Origin of the sequence: Pseudomonas resinovorans NBRC 106553 (assembly GCF_000412695.1) — a bacterium.
Taxonomy (GTDB): Bacteria; Pseudomonadota; Gammaproteobacteria; order Pseudomonadales; family Pseudomonadaceae; genus Metapseudomonas; species Metapseudomonas resinovorans_A.
Window position 1 is genome coordinate 1,335,852 of the sequence record NC_021499.1, and the last position, 19,293, is coordinate 1,355,144.

20 protein-coding genes and 4 tRNA genes are annotated in these 19,293 nt (G+C 66.4%); 17 read left to right on the plus strand and 7 right to left on the minus strand.

Going from position 1 to position 19,293, the window contains the following annotated elements:
* Positions 1–108 precede the first annotated feature (108 nt).
* Positions 109–1,347 carry a diaminopimelate decarboxylase gene (gene lysA, locus PCA10_RS06175; RefSeq protein ID WP_016491179.1) on the plus strand — a complete coding sequence of 413 codons (1,239 nt, stop codon included), beginning with the start codon at positions 109–111 and terminating at the stop codon, positions 1,345–1,347.
* Positions 1,348–1,483: 136 nt separating this feature from the next.
* A complete protein-coding gene (zapE, locus tag PCA10_RS06180; RefSeq protein WP_016491180.1) occupies positions 1,484–2,590 on the plus strand; it encodes a cell division protein ZapE in 1,107 nt (368 codons plus the stop codon).
* A 9-nt stretch (positions 2,591–2,599) separates the two neighbouring features.
* On the opposite strand, the gene PCA10_RS30780 is transcribed toward zapE, so the two are convergent.
* On the minus strand, positions 2,600–2,743 hold the full coding sequence (locus tag PCA10_RS30780) for a hypothetical protein (protein ID WP_016491181.1): 144 nt from the start codon (positions 2,741–2,743) through the stop codon (positions 2,600–2,602).
* 66 nt (positions 2,744–2,809) lie between these two features.
* The gene (locus PCA10_RS06185; RefSeq protein ID WP_016491182.1) at positions 2,810–3,400 is read right to left on the minus strand and encodes a Crp/Fnr family transcriptional regulator; all 591 of its coding nucleotides are present in this window, start codon (positions 3,398–3,400) and stop codon (positions 2,810–2,812) included.
* A gap of 157 nt (positions 3,401–3,557) precedes the next feature.
* On the opposite strand from PCA10_RS06185, the gene PCA10_RS06190 reads away from it, so the two are divergent.
* Positions 3,558–3,977, plus strand: coding sequence for a hypothetical protein (locus PCA10_RS06190; protein ID WP_041770547.1), 420 nt, complete (start codon positions 3,558–3,560; stop codon positions 3,975–3,977).
* A gap of 198 nt (positions 3,978–4,175) precedes the next feature.
* On the opposite strand, the gene PCA10_RS06195 is transcribed toward PCA10_RS06190, so the two are convergent.
* Complete coding sequence (locus PCA10_RS06195) at positions 4,176–7,655, minus strand: hybrid sensor histidine kinase/response regulator (RefSeq protein WP_016491184.1); 3,480 nt, start codon at positions 7,653–7,655, stop codon at positions 4,176–4,178.
* A gap of 240 nt (positions 7,656–7,895) precedes the next feature.
* Between PCA10_RS06195 and PCA10_RS06200 the strand changes: the two genes are divergently transcribed.
* The 5 genes from PCA10_RS06200 (at position 7,896) to PCA10_RS06220 (ending at position 12,501) form a co-directional block, all read left to right on the plus strand.
* Positions 7,896–8,465, plus strand: a complete 570-nt coding sequence (locus tag PCA10_RS06200) for a GNAT family N-acetyltransferase (RefSeq protein ID WP_016491185.1) — start codon at positions 7,896–7,898, stop codon at positions 8,463–8,465.
* A gap of 5 nt (positions 8,466–8,470) precedes the next feature.
* Positions 8,471–9,310, plus strand: coding sequence for an AraC family transcriptional regulator (locus PCA10_RS06205; RefSeq protein ID WP_041770548.1), 840 nt, complete (start codon positions 8,471–8,473; stop codon positions 9,308–9,310).
* Positions 9,311–9,346: 36 nt separating this feature from the next.
* Entirely contained in the window at positions 9,347–10,060 is a 714-nt protein-coding gene (locus PCA10_RS06210; RefSeq protein WP_016491187.1) for an AzlC family ABC transporter permease, read from the plus strand.
* Positions 10,060–10,389, plus strand: a complete 330-nt coding sequence (locus PCA10_RS06215; RefSeq protein WP_016491188.1) for an AzlD domain-containing protein — start codon at positions 10,060–10,062, stop codon at positions 10,387–10,389. The genes PCA10_RS06210 and PCA10_RS06215 overlap by 1 nt, the downstream gene beginning before the upstream one ends.
* A gap of 237 nt (positions 10,390–10,626) precedes the next feature.
* On the plus strand, positions 10,627–12,501 hold the full coding sequence (locus tag PCA10_RS06220; RefSeq protein ID WP_016491189.1) for an MFS transporter: 1,875 nt from the start codon (positions 10,627–10,629) through the stop codon (positions 12,499–12,501).
* 39 nt (positions 12,502–12,540) lie between these two features.
* On the opposite strand, the gene sugE is transcribed toward PCA10_RS06220, so the two are convergent.
* The 3 genes from sugE to rdgC form a co-directional block, all read right to left on the minus strand.
* Entirely contained in the window at positions 12,541–12,858 is a 318-nt protein-coding gene (gene sugE / locus PCA10_RS06225) for a quaternary ammonium compound efflux SMR transporter SugE (RefSeq protein ID WP_016491190.1), read from the minus strand.
* Positions 12,859–13,005: 147 nt separating this feature from the next.
* On the minus strand, positions 13,006–13,947 hold the full coding sequence (locus tag PCA10_RS06230) for a bile acid:sodium symporter family protein (RefSeq protein WP_016491191.1): 942 nt from the start codon (positions 13,945–13,947) through the stop codon (positions 13,006–13,008).
* A 56-nt stretch (positions 13,948–14,003) separates the two neighbouring features.
* Positions 14,004–14,924, minus strand: a complete 921-nt coding sequence (rdgC, locus tag PCA10_RS06235; protein ID WP_016491192.1) for a recombination-associated protein RdgC — start codon at positions 14,922–14,924, stop codon at positions 14,004–14,006.
* Between the two features lie 159 nt (positions 14,925–15,083).
* Here rdgC and PCA10_RS06240 point away from each other — a divergent pair.
* The 6 genes from PCA10_RS06240 (at position 15,084) to PCA10_RS06265 (ending at position 17,205) form a co-directional block, all read left to right on the plus strand.
* Positions 15,084–15,159: transfer RNA gene (locus tag PCA10_RS06240), tRNA-Val, on the plus strand.
* 15 nt (positions 15,160–15,174) lie between these two features.
* A tRNA-Asp gene (locus tag PCA10_RS06245) sits at positions 15,175–15,251 on the plus strand.
* Between the two features lie 72 nt (positions 15,252–15,323).
* Positions 15,324–15,399: transfer RNA gene (locus tag PCA10_RS06250), tRNA-Val, on the plus strand.
* Positions 15,400–15,413: 14 nt separating this feature from the next.
* A tRNA-Asp gene (locus tag PCA10_RS06255) sits at positions 15,414–15,490 on the plus strand.
* Between the two features lie 201 nt (positions 15,491–15,691).
* Complete coding sequence (locus PCA10_RS06260; protein WP_016491193.1) at positions 15,692–16,402, plus strand: FKBP-type peptidyl-prolyl cis-trans isomerase; 711 nt, start codon at positions 15,692–15,694, stop codon at positions 16,400–16,402.
* Positions 16,403–16,770: 368 nt separating this feature from the next.
* Positions 16,771–17,205 (plus strand): YkvA family protein, encoded by a 435-nt coding sequence (locus tag PCA10_RS06265; RefSeq protein ID WP_016491194.1) that lies wholly within the window; start codon positions 16,771–16,773, stop codon positions 17,203–17,205.
* Here PCA10_RS06265 and PCA10_RS06270 read toward each other — a convergent pair.
* A complete protein-coding gene (locus tag PCA10_RS06270; RefSeq protein ID WP_394296625.1) occupies positions 17,193–17,930 on the minus strand; it encodes a substrate-binding periplasmic protein in 738 nt (245 codons plus the stop codon). The genes PCA10_RS06265 and PCA10_RS06270 overlap by 13 nt on opposite strands.
* Before the next feature lie 145 nt (positions 17,931–18,075).
* Between PCA10_RS06270 and PCA10_RS06275 the strand changes: the two genes are divergently transcribed.
* The 3 genes from PCA10_RS06275 to PCA10_RS06285 are packed head-to-tail and all read left to right on the plus strand — an operon-like array spanning position 18,076 to position 19,219.
* Positions 18,076–18,390 carry a helix-turn-helix domain-containing protein gene (locus tag PCA10_RS06275; protein WP_016491196.1) on the plus strand — a complete coding sequence of 105 codons (315 nt, stop codon included), beginning with the start codon at positions 18,076–18,078 and terminating at the stop codon, positions 18,388–18,390.
* Positions 18,387–18,752 (plus strand): hypothetical protein, encoded by a 366-nt coding sequence (locus PCA10_RS06280; RefSeq protein ID WP_016491197.1) that lies wholly within the window; start codon positions 18,387–18,389, stop codon positions 18,750–18,752. Before PCA10_RS06275 ends, PCA10_RS06280 begins: the two co-directional genes overlap by 4 nt.
* The gene (locus tag PCA10_RS06285) at positions 18,752–19,219 is read left to right on the plus strand and encodes an SEL1-like repeat protein (protein WP_016491198.1); all 468 of its coding nucleotides are present in this window, start codon (positions 18,752–18,754) and stop codon (positions 19,217–19,219) included. The genes PCA10_RS06280 and PCA10_RS06285 overlap by 1 nt, the downstream gene beginning before the upstream one ends.
* Positions 19,220–19,293: the final 74 nt, after the last annotated feature.

Consider the following 19,293-nt stretch of genomic DNA (forward strand, 5'->3'; position numbering starts at 1 on the left):
CTAGGTGATTGGTCCATATCAATAATGAATCGAGTCTGCATAAATTGGTATTTTATTGAATCGATAGGCCTCGCCATCATGGCGCCATTCCCGTTTCCGGAGGCCGCCATGCGCCCGAACATCCCCGCCGCCACCCTCGCCAACCTTGCCCGTGAACACGGCACCCCGCTGTGGTGCTACGACGCCGCCGTGATCCGCGAGCGCATCGCCCAGCTCAAGGGCAGCTTCGACGTGGTGCGCTTCGCCCAGAAGGCCTGCTCCAACCTCTCGATCCTGCGCCTGATGCGCGAAGAGGGTGTGCAGGTGGATGCGGTGTCCCTCGGTGAAATCGAGCGCGCGCTGCTGGCCGGCTACTCGCCCAAGGGCGAACCGGCGGGCGTGGTGCTGACTTGCGACCTGCTCGACCGTGGCACCCTGGCCCGCGCCGTGGAGCTGGGCATCGAGGTCAACGTCGGCTCCATCGACATGCTCACCCAGCTCGGCCAGGCCAGCCCCGGCCACCGCGTGTGGCTGCGCATCAACCCCGGCTTCGGCCACGGCCACAGCCAGAAAACCAACACCGGCGGCGAGAACAGCAAGCACGGCATCTGGCACAGCCAGCTGGGCGCCGCCATGGCGGTGATCCGCGATTACGGCCTGGTGCTGGTGGGCCTGCACATGCACATCGGCTCCGGCGTGGACTACAGCCACCTGGAAGAGGTCTGCGGCGCCATGGTCGATGCCGTGCGCGAACTGGGCAGCGACCTGGAGGCGATCTCCGCCGGCGGCGGCCTGTCCATTCCCTACCGCGACGGCGACCCGGTGGTGGATATCCCGCGCTATGCCGAACTGTGGAACCAGGCCCGCCGCGAAGTCGAAGGCATCGTCGGCCATCCGGTGCGTCTGGAACTGGAACCGGGCCGCTTCCTGGTGGCCGAGTCCGGCTGCCTGCTCAGCGAAGTGCGCGCGGCGAAGGACGTGGGCAACAACCACTTCGTGCTGGTGGACGCCGGCTTCAACGACCTGATGCGCCCGTCCATGTACGGCAGCTTCCACGCCATGACGCTGCTGGACGACACCGGCTATCCGGTGACCGCGCCGAGCCGCCCGACCGTGGTGGCCGGCCCGCTGTGCGAATCCGGTGACGTCTTCACCCAGCACGACGGCGGCCTGGTGGCCCCCCGTGACCTGCCGGCAGCCAAGGTCGGCGACCTGCTGCTGATCCACGACACCGGCGCCTACGGCGCGTCCATGTCGTCCAACTACAACAGCCGCCCGCTGCTGCCGGAAGTGCTGGTTGACGGCGACGATGTGCGCCTGATCCGCCGCCGCCAGACCCTGGCTGACCTGCTGGCGCTGGAGCTGTAGGAGCGAAGTCGTAGGTTGTGGCTGAGCTACGCGAAGCCCAACGGTGCCAGGCCTTGACCGTGCGTGTTGGGTTTCGCTGCGCTCTACCCAACCTACGGTTGTGGCGGCTTGTGGCCACCGGCCACAATGCGGCCCCATGAACTTCGATTCCCCCCTCGCCGCCTACCTGCACGCCCTGGAGCAGGGCGGCTTCCAGCCTGACCCGGCGCAGCGCCTCGCGGTGGATTGCCTCGAGGCCTGTCATGAGGCGTTGCATCGCGCGGGCGAGGTGACCGGTGTGTACCTCTGGGGCCCCGTGGGACGCGGCAAGACCTGGCTGATGGACCGCTTCCACCAGAGCCTGCGGGTGCCCGCGCGGCGCCAGCATTTCCATCACTTCATGCTCTGGGTGCACCAGCGCCTGTTCCAGCTCACCGGCACCCCGGACCCGCTCCAGGCACTGGCCCGCGAGCTGGCGCGGGACGTGCGGGTGCTCTGCTTCGACGAGTTGTTCGTCAACGATATCGGCGACGCCATGCTGCTGGGCCGCCTGTTGCGGGCGATGTTCGACGAGGGCGTGGCCATGGTCGCCACCTCCAACCAGCCGCCGCGCGAGCTCTATGCCGATGGCTTCAACCGCGAGCGCTTCCTCCCGGCCATCGAGGCCATCGAGGCGCACATGCAGGTGGTGGCCGTGGACGGCGGCCAGGACCATCGCCTGCATCCCGGCGCGGCCCACCCGCGTTACTGGGTGGCCGAGCCCGATAGCCCCAGCGCCCTGGCCGAGGTCTTCGAGCGGCTGGCGGCGGGGCAGGGCGCTTCCAGCGAACCGGTGGAGCTGGGCCATCGTCCGGTGCCAGTGGTGCGCCAGTGTGCGGCGGCGGCCTGGTTCCGCTATGCCGACCTCTGCGAGCAACCCTTGGCGGCGCTGGACTTCATCGCCCTCTGCGACCGTTTCCCGGCGATTCTCCTGGGTGATGTGCCCAACCTCAGCGCCGCCCGCCGCGAAGGGCGCATCGCCCGAGGCACCGAGGATGGCGCCGAGCGGGTGGAGGCTGGTGATCGCGAGCTGCCGCAGTTGTCGGTGCACGACGATGGTGTGCGCCGCTTCATCGCCCTGGTGGACGAGTGCTACGATCGCCGGGTGCCGCTCTACCTGGAGGCGGCGGTGGCCATGGACTGCCTCTACACCGAGGGCTACCTGGAGTTTCCCTTCCGCCGCACCCTGAGCCGGCTGCGGGAAATGCAGTTGGCGCGCTTCTGAACCCGCTGGCTACTTGAGCTGTTCCCGCACCGCGTCCAGGCCGGCCATGGCGCACTGTTCGTCCAGGTGGCCGCCGGGCGCGCCGCCCATTATCAGGAACCCATCGATCATCGGCAGGTACTGGGCGGGGGGCGTGACGTTGTCGCCACGCAAGGCGCGGGCGGTGCAGTTGAGCCTGGCGAGTCTTTCGCGGAACGGCTGATGCCGCGCGTGGGCCGGTCAGTTCTCCCGCTTGCGCTTGACCCGCGAGAAGGTCACCGGGTCCATGGCCAGGTAGCTGGCCAGGTGGTACTGGGGCACCCGCTGTACCAGCCAGGGCTCGTTCTCCACCAGCCACTGGTAGCGCTGTTCGCCGTTGCTGGTGAGCAGCAGCGCCTCACGGTCCTCGTTGCGCAGCATGATCCGGCGGACCATCAGTTCCTGCATCTGCACCAGTTGCGGGAAGCGCTCGCCCAGTTGGGCGAAGAGGGACAGGGGCAGGGCGGCCAGCCGGCAGCGTTCCACCGCGGCGATGTTGTAGCGGCAGGGTTGCTGCTTGAGGTGGGCGCTGAGGGAACCGATCAGTTGGCCTTCGCGGAAGAAGCTCTTGTTCCACTGCCGGCCTTCGGGGGACAGGTAGTAGTAGCGGGCCACGCCGGAAAGGATGACGTAGAAGTGGCTGGGCCGTTCGCCGGCGTGGATGATCAGTTGCTCGCGCTCGACTTCGCGCAGCTTGAGCGACTGCAGCAGGCAGTCCTGCAGCGCGGGATCGGTCATTCCATGGGCGTGGAAGATTTCCTGCAGCTGGACCTTGGTGTCGGCGGGGATCATGGGTCTTGGCCTGGGGGCTATCCAGTCAGCTAAGCACATCCAACTCAACGGGGAATTGCCCGCCGCCCTGGCGTGCCTGACACTAGACTCCTTTTTTCAGCCTCCACCAAGAAGGAACTCCCCCGTGTCCCCACGCCAACAAGACAGCTGGGCCCAGATCTGCCTGGCCGCCGGCCTCGACCCGGAGAAGCGCCTGGCCGCCCGCCAGGCCGTGCTCGCCCATGCCGACGCCCTGGAATGCACCCTGTACCGTCCCGACGAGAACGACCTGGACGCCGAGGAGGAGGACCTGGGCGATGCGCGCATCGTCTTCACCGGCCCCTTCCAGGCCCCGGCCCAATGGAGCGCACAGGACCGCGAGGACTACTTCGGCGAAATCGATCCGGGCTCGTTCGTCACCGCCTTGATCGAGTGCCAGGCGGACCCGGCCAGCCGTGATTTCTTCCTCGCCGATTCCGGCGACTTCGTCGCCGTGGTCGCCGCCTCCGGCGAGGTGCAGATGTTCTATCTCTACGATTGCAGCGAAGACGACGACGGCCTGCACTGCGTGCTGGTGCGGGAAGACGAAGAGCTCTGACCGGGCTGGTCGTTCCCATGCGGCACGGCCGGCTTTCCGTAGCCCGGATGAAATCCGGGAGCGGCGGTGGGGGGTCCCGGGATTTCATCCGGGCTGCCTGCTGCCTCGTATAGGACTGCGATTGATGGGTATCGCTTCGCTCAACCACATCCTACGGTCCACGCCACGACCTTGGTGCCCATGGCGCACCCTACTTCTCTAGCGCAGGTTCACATGCCGGCTGATCAGCGCCCGCAGCGCGGCCGGCTTGACCGGCTTGGCCAGGTAGTCCAGGCCGGCGGCGTGGACTTCGGCCACCAGTTCGGCGCGGCCGTCGGCGCTGATCACCACGCCGGGTAGCGGCTCGCCCAGGCGGGTGCGCAGCCAGGCCATGAGCTCGGTGCCGGTTTCCCCTTCATCCAGGTGGTAGTCCACCAGCGCCAGTTGCGGCCGCACTTCCTCGGCCAGCAGGTGTTCGCACTCCAGGCGGTTGCGCGCGGTCCAGACCTGGCAGCCCCAGCGCGAGAGCAGGCTGTGCATGCCAGTGAGGATGCTGTCTTCGTTGTCGATGCACAGCACCTGGGTGCCGTTGAGCGCCTGGCCATTGGCCTCGGCCTGCTTCTGCACCGTCGGCGAGGGCTGCTGGACGCGCGCCAGGGGCACAGTGACGCTGAACACGCTGCCCTTGCCGGGCCAGGAACGCACTTCCAGCTTGTGGCCGAGCACCCGGCAGAGGCCGTCGGCAATGGCCAGGCCCAGGCCCAGGCCCTTTTCGGCGCGGGTCTGGTGGCTGTCCAGGCGCTTGAATTCCTCGAATATCACCTTGCGCTTGTCTTCCGGGATGCCGGGGCCACGGTCCCAGACTTCCAGGCGCAACTGGTCGCCGTCACGCCGTGCGCCCAGCAATACCCGGCCGCGGGCATAGCGGAAGGCGTTGGTGAGGAAGTTCTGCAGTACCCGGCGCAGCAGCTTCATGTCGCTGTCGACCCGCAGCTTGCTGCCATGCAGGCGGAACTCCATGCCTTGTTCCTGGGCCAGTGCCTTGAACTCCGCGCCCAGGGTGTCGAACAGCGAAGCCAGCGGGAAGGCGGTGCGGTCGGGGGTGATGCGGCCGCTTTCCAGGCGCGAGATGTCCAGCAGGTCGGTGATCAGGTCTTCGGCCGAACGCAGCGAGCTGTCCAGGTGGTTGACCAGCTCGCGGGCTTCGCGGGGCAGGGCGTCCTGCTGGTGGCCGAGGGCGGCGGAGAACAGTCGCGCGGCGTTCAGGGGCTGCATCAGGTCGTGGCTGACGGCGGCGAGGAAGCGGGTCTTGGACTGGTTGGCCGACTCGGCGGTGCCCTTGGCCTCGATCAGCGCCTGGTTGAGCTTGGACAGTTCATGGGTGCGCTCGATGACCCGTTGCTCCAGCCCTTCGTTGGCGTCTTTCAGGTCCCGCTCGGCCTGCCGGTAGGCGGTGATGTCGGTGAAGCTCATGACGAAGCCGCCGCCGGGCATGGGGTTGCCGATCAGCTCGATGACGCGGCCGTTGGGGAACAGCCGCTCGGAGGTGTGCGGGGTGCCCTGGCGCATCCAGAACAGGCGCCGGGCGACATGGGATTCCACCTCGCCGGGGCCGCACAGGCCGCGCTCGGCGTTGTAGCGGATGATGTCGGCGATGGGGCGGCCAACGCTGATCAGGCCGTCGGGGTAGTTGAACAGTTCCAGGTAGCGGCGGTTCCAGGCCACCAGGCGTAGGGACTGGTCCACCACGCTGATGCCCTGGGTGATGTTCTCGATGGCGCCCTGCAGCAGGGCGCGGTTGAACTGCAGCACTTCGGAGGCTTCGTCGGCGATACGCACCACGTCCTCCACCTGCATTTCGCGGCCTTCGATGGCGGCTTTCACCACCGCCCGCGCCGAGGAGGCGCCCAGTACGCCGGCGAGCAGGCGCTCGGTGTGGGTGATCCAGTCCTGGTTGGCGTTCTGCGCCGGGTTGAAGCTGATCCCCAGGCGGTAGGCGAAGCGGATGAAGCTCTGCCGCGCGCGTTCCTCGCCGACGAAGCGCGAGGCGAGCATCAGCAGGTCGTCGACCTGTACCGCCAGCAGCGAGCGGGAGCTGTCGCGGGCCGACACCTGCTGGCCGATGAAGCGGCTGGCCTGCCAGTGTTCGGACACCCGGGTGCGGGAGAACACCGAGACCCAGGCGAAGAGAACCCAGTTGCCGGCCAGCGACAGCACCACGCCCTGGGTCAGGGGTTCGATGGGCAGGTTCAGCGGGTTGGCCATGAACCAGGCCAGCCCCGGGAAGGTCTCCAGCGGCCAGCCGAGGCCTCTGGCCATGACCGGCAGCACCAGGGTGTAGGCCCAGAGCGCGGCGCCGGCGGCGAGGCCGGCGAACACGCCACGGCGGTTGGCCTGTTTCCAGAACAGCGCGCCGATCATCGCCGGGCCGAGCTGGGCGATGGAGGCGAAGGCGATCTGGCCGATGGTCGCCAGGCTCGCGGTGGAGCCCAGCAGGCGGTAGCTGACGTAGCCCAGCAGGATGATCACCACGATGCTCACCCGGCGTACCGAGAGCATCCAGTGGCGGAACACCTCGAAGGGGCGTTCGGCGTTCTGCCGGCGCAGCAGCCAGGGCAGCAGCATGTCGTTGGAGACCATGGTGGAGAGCGCCACGGCTTCGACGATCACCATACCGGTGGCGGCCGAGGCGCCGCCGATGAAGGCCAGCAGGGCCAGGGCGGGGTGGGCCTCGGCCAGGGGCAGGCTGATCACGAAGGAGTCCGGCATCACGCCGCTGGGCAGCAGCATCTGTCCGGCCAGGGCGATGGGCACCACGAACAGCGCGGCCAGGGCCAGGTAGATCGGGAAGACCCAGCGCGCCTGGCGCAGGTCGCGGGGCTCGATGTTCTCCACCACCGTGACGTGGAACTGCCGGGGCAGGCAGATGATGGCGAGCATGGCGACGCCGGTTTGCACCAGCAGGGCCGACCAGTCGGTGGACTGCTGCCAGTAGTGCTCCAGTTGCGGCGCGCTGCGGGCACGGGTGAAGAGGTCGTCGAAACCGTCGAATAGGCCAAAGGTGACGTAGGCGCCCACCGCGAGGAAGGCCAGCAGCTTCACCAGGGACTCGAAGGCGATGGCCAGCACCATGCCACGGTGGTGCTCGGTGGCGTCGAGGTTGCGGGTACCGAAGAGGATGGTGAACAGGGCCAGCACCAGGGAGACGATCAGGGCCGTGTCCTGGGCGCGGGTACCGGCGGATTCGGCGCCGGAACCGATCAACAGGTTCACCCCGAGGACGATGCCCTTGAGCTGCAGGGCGATGTAGGGGAGCACGCTGACCAGGCAGATCAGCGCCACCACTACCGCGAGGGTCTGGGACTTGCCGTAGCGCGCGGCGATGAAGTCGGCGATGGAGGTGATGTTTTCCTGCTTGCTGATCAGCACCATCTTCTGCACCACCCAGGGCGCCACCAGCAGCAACAGGATGGGGCCGAGGTAGATCGGCAGGAAGTTCCATACCTGGCCGGCGGCCTGGCCGACGGCGCCGAAGAAGGTCCAGCTGGTGCAGTACACCGCCAGCGACAGGCTGTAGACCCAGGCGCGCATGCGCGGCGACAACGGCGCGCTGCGGCGATCGCCATAGAAGGCGATGGCGAAGAGGATGGCCATGTAGAGGAAGGCGACCGTGGCGATCAGCCCGCTGGACAGCGACATTGCGGCTCCGGATGCTGCGCGGACGGTTTCGCCCGCCGGAATATGACTTCCAGCAGTTTCGCACCAAAGCCGGTAGTTCGTCAGGCCGCTGCTACCAAGGTCGCAGGTGCTCTTGAGCCCCCGCGGCGGGGCTGCTAGCGTGCTCTATTGTCCGCGCCGTTCCATTTTCTAGCGCGGATGCCTGCACGGCACTCGCGACGTTCCCATCCTGCCGGGTGCTTTCGCCTGAGGAGGGCGTAGATGTTCAATCCACAACCGGTCACCCTGCAGCGTGGCGCCTTGCGCCTCGATCCGCTGGCCGAGTCCGATATCCCGGCGCTGGTCACCCTGGCCGAGGCCAACCGCGAAGCACTGGTGTACATGAACGGCCCCCTGCGCCCCGACTGGTATCGCCAGGGCCTGGCTGCCCAGCGCGAAGGCCAGGCGGTGGTCTTCGCCATCCGTCTTGGCGACAACCTGGTGGGTACCACCCGCTTTGCCGACTTCATCCCCAACCTGCCCGCCGCCGAGATCGGCTGGACCTGGCTCGCCGCTGGCGAGCACGGTAGCGGCCTGAATGCCTCGATCAAGTACCTGATGCTGCGCCACGCCTTCGAGGAGTGGCAGCTGGTGCGGGTGCAACTGAAGACCGCCGCCAGCAACCTGCGCGCCCAGCGCGCCATCGAAAAGCTCGGCGCTCATCGCGAGGGCGTGCTGCGCAACCACCGCCGCCTGGCCGGCGGGCGCCTGGACGACAGCGTGCTCTACAGCATCACCGACCGCGACTGGCCGGATGTGAAGCAACGCCTGGAGGCGCTGTTCAGCGCTTGATGGAGATGGCGAACGGCGAGACGACGCGTTTCTGGCAGGCCAACGAGCTGGGTGGTGTGGAGTTGTTGCATGCGCGCTACATCGAGCAACGCTTCGCACCCCATGTGCACGAGGGGTATGTGTTCACCGTGATAGAGTCCGGTGCGCAGCGATTCCGTCATCGGGGCAGCGACCACCTGGCGCCGGTGGGCAGCATGGTGCTGATCAATCCCGACGAGTTGCACACCGGCTCCAAGGCCCATGAGCAGGGCTGGCGCTACCGGGGCTTCTACCCCGACCTGGAACGGGTCAGCGAGGTGCTGGAGGAGCTGGATATTCCCATGGACGGCCTGCCGGGCTTCGCCGAGAGCGTGATCCATGATCCCGAGGTAGCGGCCACCTTCATCAACCTGCACCGGATGCTGGAGAGCAGCTCGCCGGCGCTGCAGGTCCAGGAGGCCTGGCGCGAGGCGATCCTGCTGCTGTTCCGCCGCCATGCGCGCATCGCCATGCCCCGTGCGGCCGGCTCCGAGCCTCGGGCGGTGGCGCTGGCGCGGGAGATTCTCAGCGCCCACCTGGCCGAGCCGCCGTCCCTGGAGGACCTGGCCGCCGAGGTGGGGCTGTCGGCCTTCCATTTCGCCCGGACCTTCCGCCATGCCACCGGCATGCCGCCCTACGCCTGGCTCAAGCAGCGCCGCCTGGAACAGGCCCGCGCCCTGCTCAAGGCCGGCTGCGCGCCGGCCGGGGTGGCGGCGCAGCTGGGGTTTTCCGACCAGAGCCACCTGACCCGCCAGTTCAAGCAAGCCTACGGCGTGGGGCCGGGCGAGTACCGCGACGCCTGCGCAAGATCGTTCAAGACCCACTGAGGGCGCCGGGCTAACCTCACGGGACAAGGAGGCCCCATGTCCCGTTCCACAGAGTTCATCCACGGCGCCCGCGACATCGTTCCGATGATCGTTGGCGCGATTCCCTTCGGCATCATCTTCGGCACGCTGGCCGGCGGCGCCGGGCTGACCGCCTGGCAGACCCTCGGCATGTCGCTGCTGGTGTTCGCCGGTTCCGCGCAGTTCATCGCCATCACCCTGCTGGGCGGTGGCGCCGGGGTGGCGGTGATCCTGCTGACCACTTTCGTGGTCAATCTGCGCCACGCCCTCTACAGCGCCACCCTGCAGCCCTTCGTGCGTCACCTGCCTAGCCGCTGGCGGATGCCCCTGGCGTTCTGGCTCACCGACGAGGCCTTTGCCGTGGTCCAGCACCGCTATGCGGACAAGGACGAGTCGCCGCACAAGCACTGGTACTTCTTCGGCGCGGCCCTGGCCATGTACCTGAACTGGCAGCTGTGCACCCTGGTGGGCGTGCTGTTCGGCCAGGCGGTGCCCAACCTGGCTGCCTGGGGACTGGACTTCGCCATGCTCGCCACCTTCATCGGCATCGTCGTGCCCATGCTGCGCAACAAGCCCCAGGTGGCGGCCGCGCTGGTGGCCGGCGCCGTGGCGCTGGCCTGCCAGGGCCTGCCCTACAAGCTCGGGCTGATGGCCGCGGCCCTGTGCGGCATCGCCGTGGGCATCGTGCTGGAACGGCGTTATCGACTCGATCTGCTGGGGGAGGGTGTGTGATGGAAACCTGGAGCCTGATCCTCGGCATGGCGGCCATCACCTTCGCCATCCGCTACAGCCTGTTCGCCTGGCCCAACCTGAGCTTCCCGCCGGTGGTGCGCCAGGGCCTGCACTACGTGCCCACCGCGGTGCTCACCGCCATCGTGGTGCCGGGCATGCTGATGCCCGACGGCCAGCACCTGAACCTGGCCCTGGACAACGCCTACCTGCTGGGCGGACTGGGCGCCATCCTGATCGCCGCGCTGACCCGCCACCTGCTGGCGACCATCCTCGGTGGGCTGGTGCTGTTCTTCCTGCTGCGCTGGGTGATGGGGCAGTTGCCGATCTGAGGAGAATCGGGCGGCACGATTGCTTTTCGTAGGATGGGTTGAGCTTGCGATACCCATGCTGTTCGTTGGAGCTGATGGGTTTCGCTGCGCTCAACCACATCCTACGGTCCTTTGTGGGGGGAGGCTTCGCTCGGGCTTCGCGAATGAATTCGCTCCTGTGGGTGTGGCTTTTGGCCTGCGTGGTGCTGTCCAATCAGCGATGTGCGGTTCCAAGCCAACCACCAGGTACCAAGGAAGATGAGCCAACACTCGCAATTCGCCCTGTTGGGCACCCGGCGATTCCTGCCGTTCTTCGTGACCCAGCTGCTCGGCGCCTTCAACGACAACATCTTCAAGCAGTCGCTGATCCTCGCCATCCTCTACAAATTCGCCATCTCCGGCGACAAGAGCATCTTCACCAACCTCTGCGCGTTGCTGTTCATCCTGCCGTTCTTTCTGTTCTCCGCCCTGGGCGGGCAGTTCGGTGAGAAGTTCGCCAAGGACGCGCTGATCCGCGCCATCAAGCTGGCCGAGGTGGCCATCATGGTGGTGGGCGCCCTGGGCTTCTTCTTCGACAGCCTGCCGCTGCTATTTGCCGCGCTCTTCGCCATGGGCACCCATTCGGCGCTATTCGGGCCGGTGAAGTACTCGATCCTGCCCCAGGTGTTGCGCGAGAACGAACTGGTGGGGGGCAACGCCCTGGTGGAGATGGGCACCTTCCTGGCCATCCTCGCGGGCACCATCAGCGCCGGCGTCATGATGTCGGTGGAGCGCTTCGAAACGGTGGTGGCCTGCGCCATCGTCCTGGTTGCCTGCCTGGGTTACCTGGCCAGCCGCGGAATCCCCCGCGCGGCCGCCGCGCTGCCCGAGCTCAAGCTGGACTGGAACATCTTCCGCCAGTCCTGGCAGATCCTGCGTCTGGGTCTTGGCCAGCGGCCGGCGGTGTCGCGCTCGCTGGTGGGCAACTCCTGGTTCTGGTTCCTCGGTGCGGTCTACCTGACCCAGATCCCGGCGTTCTCCAAGGAATTCCTCCACGGCGACGAGAGCGTGGTGACCCTGATCCTCACGGTGTTCTCGGTGGGTATCGCCCTGGGTTCGATGCTCTGCGAGCGACTCTCGGGCGGCAAGGTGGAGATCGGCCTGGTGCCCTTCGGCTCGATCGGCCTGAGCCTGTTCGGCCTGTTGCTCTGGTGGCATTCCGGCGGCTTCCCCGAAGGCGCCGCGCCCCACGGCTGGCTGGCGCTGCTGGGGTACGGCCAGGCCTGGCTGATCCTCGCCGATATCCTCGGCATCGGCCTGTTCGGCGGCTTCTACATCGTGCCGCTCTATGCGCTGATCCAGTCGCGCACGGCGGAGAACGAGCGGGCCCGGGTGATCGCCGCGAACAACATCCTCAATGCGCTGTTCATGGTGGTCTCGGCGATTGCCTCGATCCTCTTCCTGAGCGTCGCCGGGCTGTCGATCCCGGAGCTGTTCCTGGTGGTGTCGCTGATGAACATCGCGGTGAACAGCTACATCTTCAAGATCGTCCCCGAGTTCACCATGCGTTTCCTGGTCTGGCTGCTGGGCCATTCCATGTATCGGGTGGAGCACAAGGGCCTGGAGGCGATTCCGGAGGAAGGACCGGCGGTGCTGGTGTGCAACCACGTGTCCTTCGTCGACGCCCTGCTGATCGGCGGCGCGGTGCGCCGGCCGGTGCGCTTCGTCATGTACTACAAGATCTACCAGCTGCCGGTGCTGAACTTCGTGTTCCGCACGGCGGGTACCGTGCCCATTGCCGCCCGCCACGAGGACCTGCTGGTCTACGACGCGGCCTTCAAGCAGATCGCCGAGTACCTGCGCAGGGGCGAGGTGGTGTGCATCTTCCCGGAGGGCAAGCTGACCGGCGACGGCGAGCTGAACGAGTTCAAGAGCGGTATCGAACGCATCCTCGAGGAGAACCCGGTGCCGGTGATCCCCATGGCGTTGCAGGGGCTCTGGGGAAGCTTCTTCAGCCGTGATCCGCAGAAGGGCCTGTTCCGCCGCTTCTGGTCGCGTATCAGGCTGGTGGCCGGAACGCCGCTGGCGCCGGAGTCGGCGGACCGCCAGACCCTGCAGATGCAGGTGGCGCAGTTGCGGGGTGAACTCCGCTGAATGAAAAAGCCCGCCAATCGGCGGGCTTTTTCATGGTGGTTAGCCGTGGCTGAGCTTGAGGCCGATCAGGCCGGCGACTATCAGCGCCACGCTGGCCAGGCGTATCAGCGCCATGGATTCGCCGAACAGGATGACCCCGGCGATGACCGTACCGACGGCGCCGACGCCGGTCCAGATGGCGTAGGCGGTGCCCAGCGGCAGTTCCTTCATGGCCAGGCCCAGCAGCCCCAGGCTGATGATCATGGCGCCAACGGTGAGCGCGGTGGGCAACGGCTTGCTGAAGCCGTCGGTGTATTTCAGGCCGACGGCCCAGCCCACCTCGAACAGGCCGGCGAAAAACAGAATGATCCAGGACATGGTGACCTCCAATGGGACAGCGTGTGATGGGGCCGTCCCCGGTTGATCACTGAGTGAGTGGCAAGGTCGTCCTTGCGCTGCGCAATATTCTGCACATCCTGGCCGGTCGGACAAGTCCGGCCGACCAGGAACTGTAGGAAGGCGGCGTCAGGCCTTGTCGGAGCCGTCGCTCATGCGGCGGAAGACTGCCGCCAACAGGGAGCCCGAGAGGTTGTGCCAGACGCTGAACAGCGCGCTGGGCACGGCGGCCAGCGGCGAGAAGTGGGCGTTGGCCAGTGCGGCGCCGAGGCCCGAGTTCTGCATGCCGACCTCGATGGACAGGGTCTTGCGCTGGGCCAGCGGCAGGCCGAACAGGCGGCCGGCCAGGTAGCCCAGGGCCAGGCCCAGGCCGTTGTGCAGGACCACCACGGCCATGATCAGCAGGCCGGACTCGGCGATCTTGGCTTGGCTGGCAGCCACAACGGCGGCGACGATGGCGACGATGCTCACCACCGAAACCAGGGGCAGCACGTCCACCGCCAGCCGTACCCGCTCTCCCAGCAGGCGCTGGGCCACGAGGCCGAGGGCGATGGGCAGCAGCACGACCTGGAGGATGGACATGAACAGCGGGCTGAACTCCACCGGCAGCCAGGCCGAGGCCAGCAGCCAGATCAGGGCGGGTGTCACCACCGGGGCGAGGAGGGTGGTCACGGCGGTGATGGCCACCGACAGCGCCACGTCGCCACGGGAGAACCAGGTCATGACGTTGGAAGCCGTGCCGCCCGGGCAGCAGCCCACGAGGATCACGCCGACGGCGATTTCCGGCGGCAGCTGCAAGGCCTTGCAGAGCAGCCAGGCCAGGCCGGGCATGATGATGAACTGGGCGAGCACGCCGATCAGCACCCGCAGCGGACGCCGGGCGACTTCGCGAAAGTCCTCGGCCTTGAGGGTCAGGCCCATGCCGAACATGATCAGGCCGAGCAGCGGCACGATCCATTTGGTCAGCGGCAGGAACCAGGCGGGCTGGTAGAACGCCAGCACGGCGAACAGCAGGATCCACAAGGCGAAGGTGTTGCCGACGAAGCGGCTGAGGGCGGCGAGGGCACGCATGGGCATTCCTTGTCGTTATCGTGAAAGCGCCGGCTCGGGGCCGGCGCTTGGAGGGTTCAGACGCCCTGCGGAATCTCTTCGCCGCCGAGGGCTTCGAAGAGCTGCGGGATGAACTCCACCAGGGTCAGCATCATCAGCGTGAAGCTGGCGTCGAGCTGGCCCAGGGCGTCTTCGCCGCCATCCTGTTCGGCCTTCTCCTGCAGCAGGTCCTCGAAGCGCAGGCGCTTGATCACCAGCTTGTCGTCGAGGATGAACGAGAGCTTGTCCTGCCAGGCCAGGGACAGCTGGGTGACCAGCTTGCCGGAAGTCAGGTGCAGCTGGATCTCGTCGCTGGTCAGGTCCTGGCGCTTGCAGCGCACCACGCCACCGTCTTCGTCGGTGTCACGCAGTTCGCACTCGTCCAGCACGTAGAAGTCGGTGGCGGCTTCCTGGGTCTTGACCCACTCGGTGAGGGTGGCGGTGGGGGCGATCTTCACCGTGGACGGACGCACCGGCAGCGAGCCGATGGCTTCGCGCAGGGTGGACAGCAGGTCCTCGGCGCGCTTGGCGCTGGAGGCGTCGACCAGGATCAGGCCCTGGGCCGGCGCGATGGCGGCGAAGGTGGCGGACTTGCGGATGAAGGCGCGCGGCAGGAAGGTCTGGACGATCTCGTCCTTGAGCTGGTCGCGCTCCTTCTTGTAGACCTTGCGCATCTGCTCGGCCTCGATTTCGTCGACCTTTTCCTTCAGTGCATCGCGCACCACGCTGCCGGGGAGGATGCGTTCTTCCTTGCGCGCGGCAACCAGGAAGAAGCCTTCGCTGACATGCACCAGCGGTGCATCCGGGCCTTTGCCGAAGGGGGCCACGAAACCGTAGGTGGTCAGCTCCTGGCTGGCACAGGGGCGGGCCGGCTTGCTGGCCAGCGCGGCTTCCAGGGCCTCGGCGTCAATGTTCAGATCCTGGGTGAGGCGGTAGACGAGCAGGTTGCGGAACCACATAGGGGGAAAACCTCCGGACACAAAGCGCGCATTATTCGCGTCGCGGAGCTCCAGGCCAACCCTGCGCTAAGCCTTTGGAAGGCCTGAAATTTTTTTTTCGAAAGAGGGCTTGCCAGGGGTCGGATACCTCTCTAGAATGCGCCCCACTTCGAGAGTGAAGGGTGATTAGCTCAGCCGGGAGAGCATCTGCCTTACAAGCAGAGGGTCGGCGGTTCGATCCCGTCATCACCCACCAATCTCGCAGTTACGCGCAGCGGTAGTTCAGTCGGTTAGAATACCGGCCTGTCACGCCGGGGGTCGCGGGTTCGAGTCCCGTCCGCTGCGCCATATTCCAACCCTTAGGCAGCGATGCCTGAGGGTTTTTAGTTTAGTGTGCGGTCTCTGAACAGCCGCACATTTGGGTGATTAGCTCAGCCGGGAGAGCATCTGCCTTACAAGCAGAGGGTCGGCGGTTCGATCCCGTCATCACCCACCATTTTCGCGAAACACGCAGCGGTAGTTCAGTCGGTTAGAATACCGGCCTGTCACGCCGGGGGTCGCGGGTTCGAGTCCCGTCCGCTGCGCCATATAGAAAGCCCTCAGGTAGCGATACCTGGGGGCTTTTTCTTGCCCGTAGGAAAGCGACAACATTGCTTACGTGATGCGTCGCAAGTCGCTGAACTAATTGCGGTGTCTCCGATCTTATTGCCCATAGCCACTACTTGCGGCGGCCTGCTAAGCTCGCCGTTCAATCGTATTGCCATCACGGCGACAGACAAGGATTCAGCATGAAACAACATCGGTTGGCGGCCGCAGTGGCCCTGGTGGGCCTGGTTCTCGCAGGCTGCGATTCGCAGACCAGCGTTGAACTGAAGACTCCGGCCCAGAAGGCCTCCTACGGTATCGGCCTGAACATGGGCAAGAGCCTGGCCCAGGAAGGCATGGATGACCTCGATCCCAAGGCCGTTGCCCAGGGTATCGAAGACGCCATCGGCAAGAAGGAACAACGCCTGAAGGATGAAGAGCTGGTCGAAGCCTTCGCCTTCCTGCAGAAGCGTGCCGAAGAGCGCATGACCGCGCTGAACGCCGAGAACGCCAAAGCCGGCAAGAAATTCCTCGAAGACAACGCCAAGCGCGAAGGCGTGGTGACCACCGCCTCCGGCCTGCAGTACGAGATCGTGAAGAAGGCCGAGGGTGCCCAGCCCAAGGCCACCGACGTGGTGACCGTTCACTACGAAGGCAAGCTGACCGACGGCACCGTATTCGACAGCTCCGTACAGCGCGGCAGCCCCATCGACCTGCCGGTCAACGGAGTGATCCCGGGTTGGGTCGAAGGCCTGCAACTGATGCACGTGGGCGAGAAGATCAAGCTCTACATCCCGAGCGAGCTGGCCTACGGCGAGCAGAGCCCGAGCCCGGCGATTCCGGCGAACTCCGTACTGGTGTTCGACCTGGAACTGCTTGGCATCAAGGATCAGGCTGCCGCTGCCCAGCAGTAAGTCGTCGCTTCCTCGCAAACGCCCCGTCTCGACGGGGCGTTTTCGTTTTCGGCGCAGTCCCACTCGAACCGCGAACCGTCCTTTCGGTCACAACGAGAGAGTCACGACGAGAAAGTGTTACGGTTATGCACATGACCGGGTAACCACGACTGTCGCGGGTGCGACCCGCAGTCGCATTGCGGACCATCTGGTCAAATACTTGATTTTGCTGGTCTTTTGCCACTGGGCAAAATTTGCCCGATTTGTCGCGGAGCCCCATGACATGGGCCTTTTCCTCCGATTGTGGAAAACTGCTAACAAGGTTATCCACAGATTTCGTGGATAACCGCGCAGCGCTGTCTAGGCCAGGCTTCTGCCGAGGAGTACCGATGAAAGCACCCTGGAATTTCCAGCGTTACCTCACTCTGGCGCAGCGTTTCCTCGCTGGTGGCCGTTTGCCTTCCCTGCTCTGGGCGGTCTCGCGCAAGAGCGCGAGCCAGAGCGGTCGGCTGGGTGCGGTGAAGGAAGACCTGCGACTGTTACTGTCCCTGGCCAATGCCTGGCTGCGGGGGGAGTACCGGCAGATCAACCCCAAGGCGTTGCTCGCCGTGGTGGGCGCCCTGATCTATTTCGTCACCCCCCTGGACGCGCTGCCGGATTGGCTCGTGGGTGTCGGCTTCGCCGACGACCTGGCGGTGATGGCCTGGGTGCTGAAGACCTGGAGTGGCGAGCTGGACGCCTTCCGCGCCTGGCGCGCGGCCCAACGTCCCGAAGTGCAGGCCGAGCTGGAACGCCTGTCGGCACCCGACTCTCAGCGTTCCTGAGGCGTGCCGCGCCGCTGTTCGTCCTGGAGCAGCGCGTCGAGTTCACCACTGTCGTGCAGCTTCCGTAGCACCGCATCCAGGCGTTCGGCCGCCACCGGCAGACCACCGCCATAGGCGCAATACAGGGGATAGCGCTCCACTACCCAGGGGCTGAACACCAGGGGCGCGTCGGGGTGCCGCGCCAGCTCAAAGGCGAGGGCCCGGCGCATGTCGATGACCGCGTCCAGGCGTTTGTGGCTGAGCAGATTCAGGCGCGTGCCCAGGTCGCGCACATCCTTGCGCGCGATGGCGCCAGTGGCGAAGGCTTCCATCATCGGCATGCTGTAGGCGAATCCCAGGCTGGTGCCCAGAACCTTGCCCCTGAGGTCGCCCAGGTTGTTGATGGGCGGGCTGTCGCGGTGCTGCAGGAGCGCATCCTCTTCCTCGAACAGCGGCGGTGACCAGTGATAGGCCGAGGCGTCGAGCATCCACTCGGGGTTCGAATTGCAGATCAGGTGGATGCGCCCGTTCTTCAGGGATTCCTCGATGCGCTTGTTCGGGGTTTCGACGAATCGCACCTGGATCGACAGATCCTTGGAAATACGTTCGCCGAGGCGCTGGATGAAGCCCCCAAGCAGGACGTGGTCGCTGACCTGCGCGTAGGGCATGCCGTCGGCCGGGCCGAAACCCCAGCGCAGCTCGTCTGCTGGAGACAGTCTGGGCACGAAGCCGACGAAGATGCACAGAACCACAAGAAAATGCCGCGCCACGAGGCTCCCCCCTCCAGGTGGACGCAGTATAGTTCACCCTCTGCGGGCACTCGGCCTGATAAGATGGCCGCCTGCATGGGGGTGCTGAAGCAGTCGGCACTGCGTTCCACGGGGAGCTTCAATGAGTGTGCAAGTGATCATGCGTGACGGCCAGGCGGAGTACGCGGTACTGCCCTGGGCGGAATACCAGGCGCTGCTGCGCGCCGCCGGCCAGGCCACCACGGAAAAGGCCGCCGAACCGAGCGCGACGGCATTCAGTCAACTGAAATCGCTGCGCGAAGCCCAGGGCCAGAGCCTGGAGCAACTGGCCCGCGCCGTGGGTATCAGCCCCCATTACCTGGGGCTGATCGAGAGCGGCGAGCGCGAGCCCGACGAAGCCATCAAACGTAGCCTGGCACGTATCCTCGGGGTCTCCGGCTGGGAGTCCGGATCTTGAGTCTGCGAATCAGCCGCCAGCACTGGCAAGCCCTGTTGACCGAACTGGAAGACGCCCGCCGGCAGCGCCACCTGCTGACCTACCGGGCGTTGATCGAACGTCTGCAACTGCCGTCCCCGGCGATGCAGACCCTCACCGCGGCCCTCGAGCACCTGGCGGCCCTGGATGCCCGTGCCGAGCGCCCGCTGCGCAGTTCCCTGGTGATCAGCCAGGGCGCCAGCCGCCTGCCGCGCACCGGTTACTTCGAGTGCGTGGTACGCCTGGGCCGTTTCGCCGGCCCTCCGGATGGCACCGCCGCGGCGTCCTGGCATGCCTCCGAAGTCGTGCGGGTGTTCGAGTTCTCCTACCCCGAGGAGCCCTGATGCTCTGGAAGCTGCGGGCACGGCTCGGATACCAGGTGGCGCGTTGGTTGATGCGCTTTCCCAAGCTGGTGGGCCAGCCGCGTGCCTGGCAATGGATGCAGAGCCAGTACGGGCGCATGGCGGCCCTGGGCGATCGTTCGGCGCAGAGCTTCTACGGCCACCTGCTGCTGCATCGTGGCAAGGGCTTCGGCGCGCGGGAGGAGGGCATTCGCCTGCTGCGCCTGGCGGCCACCGCCGGTGACGGAAAGTCGGCCTACCAGCTGGGTGTGCTGAGCCTGGATGGCGACACCCGCCAGGCACCGGACGCGGCCGAGGCCGCGCGCTGGTGGGGTCTGGCGACGGCAGCCGGCCACCCTCTGGCCGCCCGCAAGCTGGCTGATCTCTACCGCAATGGCGGCCCGGGCCTGGAGCCCGATCCCGCCGCCGCCTACCGTGCGGCCCAGCGTGCCGCCGAGCTGGGGCTCTAGCTTGCCCTGCCCGTTGGGCTTCGCGTAGCTCAGCCACAACCTACGCCATTGATGTACCCAGGCGGCGTACACGA

Coding starts and splice junctions, on each gene's coding strand:
- lysA (WP_016491179.1), top strand. CDS start 109: ATGCGCCCGAACATCCCCGCCGCCACCCTCGCCAACCTTGCCCGTGAA.
- zapE (WP_016491180.1), top strand. CDS start 1,484: ATGAACTTCGATTCCCCCCTCGCCGCCTACCTGCACGCCCTGGAGCAG.
- PCA10_RS06185 (WP_016491182.1), bottom strand. CDS start 3,400: ATGATCCCCGCCGACACCAAGGTCCAGCTGCAGGAAATCTTCCACGCC.
- PCA10_RS06195 (WP_016491184.1), bottom strand. CDS start 7,655: ATGTCGCTGTCCAGCGGGCTGATCGCCACGGTCGCCTTCCTCTACATG.
- PCA10_RS06200 (WP_016491185.1), top strand. CDS start 7,896: ATGTTCAATCCACAACCGGTCACCCTGCAGCGTGGCGCCTTGCGCCTC.
- PCA10_RS06205 (WP_041770548.1), top strand. CDS start 8,471: ATGGCGAACGGCGAGACGACGCGTTTCTGGCAGGCCAACGAGCTGGGT.
- PCA10_RS06210 (WP_016491187.1), top strand. CDS start 9,347: ATGTCCCGTTCCACAGAGTTCATCCACGGCGCCCGCGACATCGTTCCG.
- PCA10_RS06215 (WP_016491188.1), top strand. CDS start 10,060: ATGGAAACCTGGAGCCTGATCCTCGGCATGGCGGCCATCACCTTCGCC.
- PCA10_RS06220 (WP_016491189.1), top strand. CDS start 10,627: ATGAGCCAACACTCGCAATTCGCCCTGTTGGGCACCCGGCGATTCCTG.
- sugE (WP_016491190.1), bottom strand. CDS start 12,858: ATGTCCTGGATCATTCTGTTTTTCGCCGGCCTGTTCGAGGTGGGCTGG.
- PCA10_RS06230 (WP_016491191.1), bottom strand. CDS start 13,947: ATGCGTGCCCTCGCCGCCCTCAGCCGCTTCGTCGGCAACACCTTCGCC.
- rdgC (WP_016491192.1), bottom strand. CDS start 14,924: ATGTGGTTCCGCAACCTGCTCGTCTACCGCCTCACCCAGGATCTGAAC.
- PCA10_RS06260 (WP_016491193.1), top strand. CDS start 15,692: ATGAAACAACATCGGTTGGCGGCCGCAGTGGCCCTGGTGGGCCTGGTT.
- PCA10_RS06265 (WP_016491194.1), top strand. CDS start 16,771: ATGAAAGCACCCTGGAATTTCCAGCGTTACCTCACTCTGGCGCAGCGT.
- PCA10_RS06275 (WP_016491196.1), top strand. CDS start 18,076: ATGAGTGTGCAAGTGATCATGCGTGACGGCCAGGCGGAGTACGCGGTA.
- PCA10_RS06285 (WP_016491198.1), top strand. CDS start 18,752: ATGCTCTGGAAGCTGCGGGCACGGCTCGGATACCAGGTGGCGCGTTGG.